General features: G+C 31.3%; 11 protein-coding genes. 8 read left to right on the forward strand and 3 right to left on the reverse strand.

The window, feature by feature from the left end; genetic code table 11:
• Nucleotides 1–355: 355 nt before the first annotated feature.
• Both B3J26_RS04755 and B3J26_RS04760 read left to right on the forward strand, forming a co-directional pair.
• Nucleotides 356–1,138, forward strand: a complete 783-nt coding sequence (locus B3J26_RS04755) for an RNA polymerase sigma factor (protein WP_291073514.1) — start codon at nt 356–358, stop codon at nt 1,136–1,138.
• Between the two features lie 2 nt (nt 1,139–1,140).
• Nucleotides 1,141–2,238 carry a hypothetical protein gene (locus tag B3J26_RS04760; RefSeq protein WP_291073516.1) on the forward strand — a complete coding sequence of 366 codons (1,098 nt, stop codon included), beginning with the start codon at nt 1,141–1,143 and terminating at the stop codon, nt 2,236–2,238.
• 660 nt (nt 2,239–2,898) lie between these two features.
• On the opposite strand, the gene B3J26_RS04765 is transcribed toward B3J26_RS04760, so the two are convergent.
• Both B3J26_RS04765 and B3J26_RS04770 read right to left on the reverse strand, forming a co-directional pair.
• Nucleotides 2,899–3,279, reverse strand: a complete 381-nt coding sequence (locus B3J26_RS04765; RefSeq protein WP_280052022.1) for a PUR family DNA/RNA-binding protein — start codon at nt 3,277–3,279, stop codon at nt 2,899–2,901.
• A 117-nt stretch (nt 3,280–3,396) separates the two neighbouring features.
• Nucleotides 3,397–5,154: an ABC transporter ATP-binding protein gene (locus B3J26_RS04770; RefSeq protein WP_286495050.1), complete on the reverse strand. Its 1,758-nt coding sequence runs from the start codon at nt 5,152–5,154 to the stop codon at nt 3,397–3,399.
• Between B3J26_RS04770 and nusB the strand changes: the two genes are divergently transcribed.
• The 6 genes from nusB (at nt 5,145) to B3J26_RS04800 (ending at nt 10,074) form a co-directional block, all read left to right on the forward strand.
• Nucleotides 5,145–6,167 carry a transcription antitermination factor NusB gene (gene nusB / locus B3J26_RS04775; RefSeq protein WP_260509518.1) on the forward strand — a complete coding sequence of 341 codons (1,023 nt, stop codon included), beginning with the start codon at nt 5,145–5,147 and terminating at the stop codon, nt 6,165–6,167. The two genes, B3J26_RS04770 and nusB, sit on opposite strands and share 10 nt — an antisense overlap.
• A gap of 44 nt (nt 6,168–6,211) precedes the next feature.
• Nucleotides 6,212–6,703, forward strand: a complete 492-nt coding sequence (locus tag B3J26_RS04780; RefSeq protein ID WP_114998927.1) for a DUF1573 domain-containing protein — start codon at nt 6,212–6,214, stop codon at nt 6,701–6,703.
• 24 nt (nt 6,704–6,727) lie between these two features.
• Nucleotides 6,728–7,075 carry a preprotein translocase subunit YajC gene (gene yajC / locus B3J26_RS04785; RefSeq protein ID WP_038331124.1) on the forward strand — a complete coding sequence of 116 codons (348 nt, stop codon included), beginning with the start codon at nt 6,728–6,730 and terminating at the stop codon, nt 7,073–7,075.
• 70 nt (nt 7,076–7,145) lie between these two features.
• A complete protein-coding gene (gene coaE, locus B3J26_RS04790; protein WP_038331123.1) occupies nt 7,146–7,748 on the forward strand; it encodes a dephospho-CoA kinase in 603 nt (200 codons plus the stop codon).
• A 72-nt stretch (nt 7,749–7,820) separates the two neighbouring features.
• Nucleotides 7,821–9,374, forward strand: coding sequence for a sensor histidine kinase (locus tag B3J26_RS04795; RefSeq protein WP_221853957.1), 1,554 nt, complete (start codon nt 7,821–7,823; stop codon nt 9,372–9,374).
• Between the two features lie 4 nt (nt 9,375–9,378).
• Entirely contained in the window at nt 9,379–10,074 is a 696-nt protein-coding gene (locus tag B3J26_RS04800; protein WP_019974263.1) for a response regulator transcription factor, read from the forward strand.
• A gap of 60 nt (nt 10,075–10,134) precedes the next feature.
• Here B3J26_RS04800 and B3J26_RS04805 read toward each other — a convergent pair whose 3' ends face one another.
• The gene (locus B3J26_RS04805; protein WP_291073518.1) at nt 10,135–10,455 is read right to left on the reverse strand and encodes a hypothetical protein; all 321 of its coding nucleotides are present in this window, start codon (nt 10,453–10,455) and stop codon (nt 10,135–10,137) included.
• Nucleotides 10,456–11,242: the final 787 nt, after the last annotated feature.

The following is an 11,242-nucleotide window of genomic DNA, read 5'->3' on the forward strand; positions in this document are numbered from 1 at the left end:
CTAAAAAGATTAAATGATTCGCTATCGCTCACTAATCTTTTTTACGCTTGTTTCAATGAATTGAAGCTCGTCTACAAATCGTATGTCGACTCTAAAATTCTTTGTTATAAGTGAATTTGAATATAATAAAAATAAAAATGTAGAACTTAATACGTATCACGTAAAACTAAAAAAAATAACGTAAAACGTTAAGCGTAGAGCGTAAAACTTAACAAAAACCACCTTTCCCAAAAACAAAGTTGGCGCGATGTACTGGAAAAGGAGCGCTTTTAAAACTAATGTTGAATTTAAAAACTATGTAAAAACGTAGAACGTCATACGTATCACGTAAAACATAAATAAAACCACCTTTATTATGCTAGAAAAAGAATTTGAATTATTAAAAAAAGGTAATTCTATTGCTTTGGAACGTATTTATGTCAGATATAATAAACGCATCTTTTGGTTTGGTAAACAAATAATTGAGGATGAGTTTGTAGTAGAATGTTTGTTACAAGATGTGTTTCTGAAACTTTGGGAATATCGAGAGAAGATGGAATCCCCTGATCATATCTTTTTCTTTTTGAGATTTGTAATGAAATACAGTTGCTATTCGCATTATGCTAAACCGAAGAATAAGTTTTTTAGAAATGTGAATTCATTAGAGAACTATGAGAATTATCAAAGTTATTTAGCTGGATATGATCCAGCTGATGTAATAGAAAACCTAAACGAACAAGAAAGGCAACAGCACTATTTTGATGAAATTATAAAAGTATTACCCTTACTAAGTACTGAAAGAAAACATTTGATAGAACTCTGTTTAAAACATGGATTTCAGTATAAAGCAATTGCTCATGCAATGGGAAGAGGAATAACTGAAACAAGTAACGAAATTAAAAGTGCTATTGAGGATCTTAAGAAGATTTTAAGTCATCAAGATAAGTTAATTATTAAAACCAAAACAGTCTCTACTGTAGAGAAGCAAGATCAAATAACCAAAACACAATCGTTGATTTTAAAACTTCGCAGCGAGCATAAACAATCTTTTGCCAATATCGCTGAAGAATTACAACTGTCACAGAAAGAAGTACACAATGAGTTTATAGTCGCCTATAAATTTACCCAACAAAATAAAGTTCAATCCCTAAACTATTGATGATGGAGAAATCTACTTTAATACTCACTCGAAAAATACAAATACTTATCGATTTACCAACTCAAGAAGAACGCAAAGAGGCATTAGACAAGCTTTATAGATGGCAAAACAGATGTTTTAAAGCCGCTAATTTGATTGTTTCTCATTTGTATATACAAGCGATGGTGAAAGAGTTCTTGTATCTTTCAGAAGGGGTTATACACAAGTTGGTTGATGAAAAGAAAGATGAAGCAGGAATCTTACAACGTTCGCGAATAAATACCACTTATCGTGTGATATCAGATCGTTTTAAGGGGGAAATTCCGATGAATATCTTATCGTGTTTAAATAGTAGACTACAGAGTACTTTTAACAAAGATTACCAAGAATATTGGAGAGGAGAAGCTTCTTTAAAAAACTTTAAAAGAGATATGGCATTTCCTTTTGGGTTGGAAGGTATTAGCAAATTATCTTATCATCCCGAGAAAAAAAGTTTTTGTTTTCGATTGTTTCAACTTCCATTCAAAACCTATTTAGGAAGAGATTTTACAGGTAACAAAAAACTATTGGAACAAGTAGTAAATGGTGAAGTTAAACTTTGTACGTCCCAAATAAAAATAGAAAAAGGTAAAATATTTTGGTTAGCTGTTGTTGAAATTGAAAAAGAAAATCATCAATTACAACCCGAAACTATTGCAGAAGCTTCCTTATCATTAGAATATCCATTGGTTGTAAAAGTAGGTAAATCTCGGCTTTCTATCGGAACCAAAGAAGAGTTTTTGTATAGAAGATTAGCGATACAAGCGTCCCGTAAACGAACCCAAGCAGGAGTAACCTATGCGAAATCGGGCAAAGGAAGAACGAGAAAACTAAAAGCGTTAGAAAAAATGAGTGAATTAGAACGTAATTACGTGCATAATCGATTACATGTTTACAGTCGAAAGTTAATTGATTTTTGCATCAATAATAAAGCAGGAACACTTATATTATTGGATCAAGAAGAAAAGATAGAAATAGCCAAAGAAGAAGAATTTGTACTGAGGAATTGGAGTTATTATGAACTGATGACCAAAATAAAATACAAAGCTGATAAAGCAGGAATAGAGCTTATTATAGCATAAATTATAATTTTTGAGGGTGATTGTACACCCATAAGGTGAGGTTGGTCACGAACACTCACTAAATGTAAACAACATATACAACGGCTCTGCTTGTTATTTCATAAATAATAGTCAAAAAATTGAATTTGAATATTAAAAAAGTTTAGTTTGTATTTAACTTTGATTGAGAAATTAATAGAGATTGAATTCTCAAAACAATATAATTTTGAGGGTGATTGTACACCCATAAGGTGAGGTTGATAACGAACACTCACTAAATGTAAATTACATATACAACGCGTGAGCTCACTTACTTTTATCAATAGTTAATAGCAGATACTCTTTGGAGTTGCTAACTTTACGTAGACAAAATAGAGTTTGATTTTTAAATCTTTATCTTTGAAATTATGAATAGTAAAGGCACTCGTTACAGCACCGAATTTAAAATAAAATAAATTTTCTTTCAAGCTGCTGCTTCAATACAACTTACTTATTCTATCAAATCGAAAAATCACTCAATATGACAACTAAAACTAGCTTTTTGTTTATCAATTAATTTCGAAACAATGTCATTCCGACATTAGGAGGAGTCTCTAAATGTTTTAATTCTATAAAATTCAAATAAAAACCTCCGCTCAAGTTATTGAGCGGAGGTTTCTTTTTACGCATATTTAGTAAAGTCTATATATCGTCAAAATCGATATTGGTAAAAGATTCAACTTGCGTTTCGTCTTTACCCACAACTTTAATTTTTGGATCAAAATCTTTCTGATGTCTTTCCGAAATTACCTCTTGTCCTTTTTGAGCAAAAACAAAATCGGTCGTTTCGTCTAACATATCTTTGAAACTTTCAAAATCTTCTTTGTACAAGTAGATTTTATGTTTTTTGTAATACACATTTCCATCTTCCTGCGTATTTTTTTTACTTTCAGTAATCGTCAAGTAATAATCCCCTGCTCTTGTTTCGCGGACATCGAAAAAATAAGTTCTTCTTCCAGCCCTTAATACCTTTGAAAAGACTCCTTCTGCATCCACCTTTTCTTGGTTTTCAAAATCATTCATAAGTCTAAATAGAGTTTAATTGTTAAATGTTTCCTAACAAATCTAAAAAAAATTAAGAAAATAACAACGTTTTAAACAATTATTTTCTATTATTTTATTAAAACTATATAAATAAACTTAATCTAGCAGTTGTTTATTGTACAATTCATAATAATAACCATGCTTATTTAATAATTCGCTGTTCGAACCATTTTCTAAAACATGACCATCTTCTAAAACCAAAATCTGATCAGCGCGCTTTGCAGAAGACACACGATGCGTAATAATGATGGTTGTTTTACCATTAATCTCAGAAGATAAATTATTCAAGATTTGTTCTTCGGTTTCGGTATCTACAGCAGACAAACTATCATCAAAGATTAATATTTTCGGATCATTTACCAATGCACGAGCTATAGAAACACGTTGTTTTTGACCTCCAGAAAGCGTAACGCCGCGTTCACCAACAACTGTTTCGTAACGTTCTTTAAATCGATCAATATTATCATGAACAACAGCTTTCTTCGCAAAAATTTCAGCCGTTTGCTCATCTGTATCGTCAGAACCAAACAAAATATTATTGGTTAGCGAATCCGAGAAAAGGAAAGCTTCTTGCGGAACATAACCAATTTCTTCTCGAATAGATTCTACATTAATATCATGAATATTTTTACCATCAATCAAAATTTCACCAGAAGTTGGTTCCAACGAACGCGCAACTAACAAAGCAATTGTCGATTTTCCTGAACCTGTTTTTCCAAGAATCGCTAAAGTTTCACCTTTATTAATTTTGAACGAAACATTATCCAACGCCTTAATTCCTGTGTTTTCGTAGATATACGTCACATTTTTAAATTCGATTGTTCCTTCTACTTCATGATTGACTAATTGTTTTTCTTTCACATCAGTTTCAGCATTCAAAAATTCGTTGATACGAAACATTGATGCTTCCGCACGCTGCACAACCATTGTAATCCAACCCAACGAAGTAAATGGCCAAATTAACATATTTAGGTAAAGGAAAAATTGTGCAATAGAACCAATATCCATTGTTCCTTCTATATATTTTACTCCTCCCAAATACAAAATCACCAAATTACTCACACCAACTACAACAACCATCAAAGGGCCAAAGGCTGCCTGAATTTGAGCTAAATTAAGCGCACGTTTCTGATATTCGTCTGCTTCTACTTCGTATTTAGATTTAATAAATTCTTCCGAATTGAATGATTTTATCACACGAATTCCAGCAAAAGTATCTTGTACAGATGACGAAATCGTAGATTGTTGTTCTTGTACGCGCTTACTTTTCTTGTTAATATTTCGTGCAACATTATAAATTAACAATGATAAAATCGGTAATGGAGCTAATGTATAAAGCGTTAATTGTTGATCAATTTGCAACATAAAATACGCAATGATCACAACTCGCGATACCAAATCAATTGGATACATAATTCCAGGTCCAAGATACATACGCACCAATCCGACATCTTCGGTAATACGATTCATCAAATCGCCCGTTTTGTGTTTTTTGTAAAAGGACAACGATAATTTTTGATACTTATCGTAAATCACATTTTTCAAATCGAACTCAATATAACGCGAAGCCACAATAATCATTTGTCGTGTACCAACCGTCAAAACTCCTCCCAAAACTTTAAAAAAGAAAAAAGCCAAACTGGCATACATCAAACCATCTTTCAAAAGATCGAGGTTATCTGTTCCTTCTTTCTTAAAATTTCGTAGCAATTCTTCAACTGTATTAATCGCTTCTCTAATATATGTAACGGAATAAACCTGCACCCAATTGGCACAAATCGTAAAAATGAAGCCCAAAAATATTCTCCATTTATACTTCCATAAAAATTTATTTAACTTTTGTAATGATTTCACAAAACAAAATTACATTCTTTTTTTTACCTTTGCATCAATTTATTAGACGTTATATCATTGAAATTATGTTGGGAAGAAGACAACTACGCGAAAAAGTAATGCAGAATATCTATGCTTACAATAGTTTAGGAACTGAAGGCGAAGAAAGAGCGGTCGAGAAAAATATGATGAAAAGTATCGATCAAATCTATGATTTGTACATTTATCTCCTAAATTTGATTAAAGTTCAAAAGGACATTGCAGAGCATAAAATTGAACTTGCAAAATCAAAAAACTTTCCAACCCAAGAAGATTTAAATCCAAATTTAAAATTTGTTCAGAATAAAATATTCAAAATTATTGAACAAAATCTTGAATTATCTCGTTATTCAAATGACAACAAATTTTTACTTTGGGATATTTATGATTCTTATCCAAACAATATCTTTAAAAATTTGACAGAAAGCGAATTGTACAAAACGTACATGAGCAGCGACAAACATTCTTTTGAAGAAGACAAAGAATTTATCTTGAACTTTTTCGTAGAATTTATTGCTGAATATGAAGATTTGCACGATTACTTAGAAGGAATTCAGATCACGTGGGCAGACGATGTACATATTGCAAATGCGATGGTACACACAACGATAAAATCGTTCCGTCAAAACAGTTCTCCGTTGATTTCTTTGTTCAAAGTTTACAAAGATTTAGATGACAAAAAATTTACTGAAGAATTATTCCGTAAAACTATTCGTCACCAAGTAGAAACAAGAAAAATCATTGACGAAAAAGCTCAAAACTGGGAATTAGATCGTATTGCGACAATCGATTTGATTATTTTAGAAATGGCTTTGACAGAATTTTTATATTTCTCAAATATTCCTGCAAAAGTTACAATCAACGAATATGTGGAATTAGCGAAGAGTTATTCGACAGAAAAATCGCGTGTTTTTGTTAACGGAATCTTAGATAAAACATTAAAAGAGTTAAAAGACAATAATAATTTACCAAAATACGGTAGAGGTTTATTATAATCACTATTTTTTCTTAATTTTGACTAAGACAAATAATTATAAAAATGAAAAGTAAATTATTTATTTTAGGTGCATTTGCATTATCATTCGCAATCAGCTCTTGTGGAGAGAAAAAAGCTAGCGACAATTTTACAGCAGAAGAAACAGCTCAACAAGCTGAAAATGTTGTAGATCCAGCTACAGCTCCAGTTTTAACATTAGCAGAAGCAAATCACGATTTTGGAGATGTAAAAGCTAACAATAAAGTAGAAACATATATCAAGTTCAAAAACGATGGTAAATCTCCATTAGTTATTCGCGATGCGTCTGCAACTTGTGGTTGTACCGTTCCTGAATTTCCTTCTACTCCAATTGCAGTAGGAGCTACAGATTCTATCAAAGTTGTGTACACAGCTGGAAACATGAACGGTAAACAACAAAAAACAGTAACTTTAGTAACGAACACAACAAATGGTCACGAGAAATTTGACATTTCTGCAAACGTTGTTGGAGCTACTGCAAATGATCAAAATGCACAACAAGCATTTGGACAATAAGTATTAAATCGATAAAATATAAAAATGATTCAAACAATCTTTTTACAAGCTGGTGCACAAGGCGGAGGAATGTCTATGCTTTTGATGTTCGGAGGGATGTTCGTAATTATGTACTTTTTCATGATTCGTCCTCAACAAAAGAAAGCGAAACAAGAAAAACAATTTCAAACGGATATCAAACGTGGTGATCAAGTTGTAACAACTTCTGGTATTCACGGGAAAATCAACGAAATTTATGACGACGCTGTTATCATCGAAACTGGAGCTGGAAAAATTAAATTCGAAAAAGCTGCAATTTCTCGCGAATTAACTGCTGCACGTTATTCAAAAACGACTGACAAATCAGAAAAAGCAGTTGAAGAAAAAAACTAAGTTTAAGGTTAACATATATTTAACTGATTGCCGGAGGAATTATTCTTCGGCATTTTTTTAACTTCAAACCATGAAAAACAACCAACCTTTTGTAGCAGGAATTACTGGCGGAATAGGCTCTGGCAAAAGTACAGCAGCAAAATTCTTCGAAGAATTAGGTATTCCGGTATATAATTCTGACACAAGAGCCAAAACGATTCAAAATGAAAACTCTGAAGTAAAAGTTAAAATTATTGCAGCTTTTGGTGAAGAAGCTTACAATGAAAATGGTTTGAATAAACCATATCTATCAAAACAAGTTTTTCAGAATAATGAAAAATTGAAGCTATTAAATTCAATTGTTCATCCAGCAGTTTTCCAAGATTTTGAAAATTGGAAAAAAGCTCAAAAATCGGATATTGTGATGAAAGAAGCTGCTATTTTAATAGAAAGTGGTAGTTATAAAGATTGCGATGTTGTGATAAGTGTAGTGGTTGATATAGAAACGCGAATTGCACGAACTATAGAAAGAGATGGTTTATCACGAGAAGAAATTCTTGCAAGAATAAACAATCAGATTTCGGACGAAGAACGAATTGCTAAATCAGATTTTATCATTGATAATAATGGCGATTTAGCTCACTTGAAAAATGAAGTGGAAGAAACGTTTATCAAAATCAAAAAAATGATTTAATCGTCCAAATTTTAACAAAAAGATAGAAATTAGAAAAGATTAAACTATTTTTAATCATTCAATAAAAAATAAATGAAAAAAGGATTTTATAAAATCTTAATCGTTATCATGAGTGTTGCGCTTATAGGATTGATAATTATTCAATTCTATTGGCTAAACTTAACAATTCAGAATGGTACAGACAGTTTTAACAACAATGTGTACCAAGCGATGAATTATACAACAGAGAAAATAAACAAAAACGAATTAGAGCGTTATTATAAGAAATTCAATAATATACAATCTGATTTAAAATCAAATAAAGATAAACCGCAAGTTGTAACCAATCAAGTCATCAAAGATTCGCTTGGTGTAACGTACGCTTATGTAACGCGCTATGTAGTCGAAAAATCGATGTTGCCATCATCTGGAAAATACAATGACAGCTTAACGAAAGCGAATATTTATTCGCAAGAACGCGTTTTCAAAATAGACAAAGATTCTTCTGCAAGAGGAATTCCGAATCTTAATCTGAATTTTGAACACGCTTTACAAGACGGAACATTTACATTGGAAAGTGCTGCACGTTGGGACGCTGGTTCTACGCCAATCGACAAACGTGTGAATTATGCGATGCTAGATTCTATTTTGAAAAACGAATTACGCAACAGAGGAATTCACCAAGCAATGCCAATTTTGGCAGTTTTGAAAAAAGATTCGACAGAAACAAATGTCAAATCAAAAGATTTCGATCGCAATAAAATTGAGTTTATGGTTCCGCTATTTTTGGATAGAAAGGATCATATCGAATATTATTTGGCAGCAAATTTTGTTAACCGAAATTTAGCCATTATTGCACCAACCGTTCCAGTTATTTCGTTGACATTTATCTTAACCATGATTATTATTACGGTTTTCTCCTTGTCAATTTATTATATGCAATTGCAACGCAAGAGTTCGGAAATCAAAACAGATTTCATCAATAATATGACGCACGAATTCAAAACGCCTATTGCAACCATTAATATTGCGTCTGATGCATTGCGTAATGAAAAGATATTTACTGATCCCGAAAAGGTGAAATATTATGCCGATTTGATCAAACAAGAAAACAAACGTATGAATGCTCACGTTGAGATGGTCTTACGAATGTCGAAGCTTGATCGCAATCAAATGGACATGAATTTTCAGGAAGTAAATTTGAATGGTATTGTACAAAAAAGTGTTGAGCCGATAAGATTTATTGTAGAAGAAAGAAATGGTACAATATTTGAGGAATACAACGCAGAACAATCATTTGTAAAAGGAGATCCCTTCCATTTAGAGAATATCGTTATTAATGTATTGGATAATGCTCGAAAATACTCTCCAAACACACCAGAGATTAGAGTAAAAACATACAACAAAGACAACAATTTTTTAATTGAAATTTCTGATAAAGGAATGGGAATGTCGCAAAACGTTCTGAAAAAAATATTTGAACAATTTTATAGAGAAGAAACGGGAAATATACACAATGTAAAAGGTCATGGACTTGGGTTGGCTTATGTCAAAAAAATCGTTCAGCTTCACGGCGGACAGGTTTGGGCAGAAAGTTCAGCAGGAAAAGGAAGTACTTTTTTCATTAAAATTCCTCTAAAATCATAGATCAATGAGTGATAAACAACGATTACTTTTAGTAGAAGATGATCCAAGCTTCGGAAGTGTATTAAAGGATTATTTGGTTATAAACGATTTTGACGTAACGCACGCAATCGATGGTGAGGACGGTCTTGCCAAATTTAAAGAAAGTGATTATGATCTATGCATCCTTGATGTAATGATGCCTAAAAAAGATGGTTTTACATTAGGAAAAGAGATCAAAGAACTAAAAAGTGAACAACCAATTATATTTTTAACAGCGAAAAACATGCGCGAGGATGTTTTGAATGGTTACAAAATTGGAGCAGACGACTATGTCTTAAAACCATTTGATTCGGAAGTTTTATTGTACAAAATAAAAGCTGTTTTACAACGTAATTCTGGCGAAGAAGAAAAATTTGAACAAGAAGATTTCAAAATTGGTAAGTTTACTTTCAATGCAAAATTGAGACAATTAATTTACGATGGTAAATCACAAAAACTTTCGCCAAAAGAAAACGAATTGTTACGTTTATTGGCAGTTTACAAAAACGATTTAATGCCTCGTGAGATTGCCTTAACACGTATTTGGCACGATGATAATTACTTTACATCGCGTTCTATGGACGTATATATTGCAAAATTACGTAAGTATTTAAAGAAAGATCCTGCAGTAGAAATCGTGAATATTCACGGTGAAGGATTCCGACTTTTAATTCAAGAATAAGATTAATCTTTATAGAAAAAAACCTCAACATAATTGAGGTTTTTTTGTGGAATTGTATTTTTAATTATCGACTTCCGCTCCTAAATTTCTGTATTGTTGACGAAACTTTTCAGCCCATTTAAACCATTCATCATATTGGGCATCAGGATGTTTTTCTTTATCAAAAAAAGATTTGATATAATCATCAGAAAAATCTTTTGAATAATTTTGCATAGAATCAAAATTGTTATTTAACCAATCTTTATTCAACATATAATTCATTCGATTTACATCAAAATGATTTCTAAACGCGTGATATGAACCTGTTGCAGATAATTTTAAAGTTGTTTTAAAAACTTCTTGATTGGTTCTTGCAAAAATTGCATTTTTATTTAGATACAATGCAGCTGCATTTCTAAGTGTTGTTTCTCATACACTTTACCTTTCGCATCTTCCCAAATCGAAAGCTAATACTCTTTTTGGTACAGCCCCATTTAAATAGAGTTCAAATACCAATATTTTTAGTTTAGTTTTATTTTCAACCAAACCTAATTTATATAAAATTGTAAAAAATTTCTATTTACTATACATAAACAAATCCATCACAAATTTATTTGAGGTGAATAATTTTTGAGGTTGAGCTTGATTTAGGTTATTTTATAATTTATCTATTATCAGATTTTTATCATCCGAATAATTTCCTAACCAAACAAACTTTAAAAACGGAATTGAAAAAGATTTCATTTCGTTTACAACCTCATAGATATTGATTGAATCGGAAAACTATCACACATCATCTTCCGTTTCCAAAACATAATCTGACGAAGATTTAACTTCATTAAACCACAAATCTCTTGGAATTGTAAAACCCTCAATTTTATTATTCTTTAAAATATTATCCTCAATAGTTTTTATTTTATCTTGATATTTACTTGAAGTAATAATTTTAGCATCTAGAAATTATAATTTAATAACTTCTAATTACTTTTTCGACGTACAATCATCCAAAATTTTAATTTCAAAATTACCTTTTACATATCCATAAAATGAACTTAAACAACGCTCCGGTTAATAAAATCAATTGGAGGATTTGATTATTATTGTAGTTATCTAGTCTAATTTTTCTATCAAATACTTTTTTGCAACAAATGGTAATATATTTAATAAACCCGTTGTGCATTATCAAACG

Source organism: Empedobacter sp. UBA5987 (assembly GCF_002429865.1).
GTDB classification, from domain to species: Bacteria; Bacteroidota; Bacteroidia; order Flavobacteriales; family Weeksellaceae; genus Empedobacter; species Empedobacter falsenii_B.

Coding starts and splice junctions, on each gene's coding strand:
- yajC (WP_038331124.1), top strand. CDS start 6,728: ATGATTCAAACAATCTTTTTACAAGCTGGTGCACAAGGCGGAGGAATG.
- B3J26_RS04795 (WP_221853957.1), top strand. CDS start 7,821: ATGAAAAAAGGATTTTATAAAATCTTAATCGTTATCATGAGTGTTGCG.
- B3J26_RS04760 (WP_291073516.1), top strand. CDS start 1,141: ATGGAGAAATCTACTTTAATACTCACTCGAAAAATACAAATACTTATC.
- nusB (WP_260509518.1), top strand. CDS start 5,145: ATGATTTCACAAAACAAAATTACATTCTTTTTTTTACCTTTGCATCAA.
- B3J26_RS04765 (WP_280052022.1), bottom strand. CDS start 3,279: ATGAATGATTTTGAAAACCAAGAAAAGGTGGATGCAGAAGGAGTCTTT.
- coaE (WP_038331123.1), top strand. CDS start 7,146: ATGAAAAACAACCAACCTTTTGTAGCAGGAATTACTGGCGGAATAGGC.
- B3J26_RS04780 (WP_114998927.1), top strand. CDS start 6,212: ATGAAAAGTAAATTATTTATTTTAGGTGCATTTGCATTATCATTCGCA.
- B3J26_RS04755 (WP_291073514.1), top strand. CDS start 356: ATGCTAGAAAAAGAATTTGAATTATTAAAAAAAGGTAATTCTATTGCT.
- B3J26_RS04800 (WP_019974263.1), top strand. CDS start 9,379: ATGAGTGATAAACAACGATTACTTTTAGTAGAAGATGATCCAAGCTTC.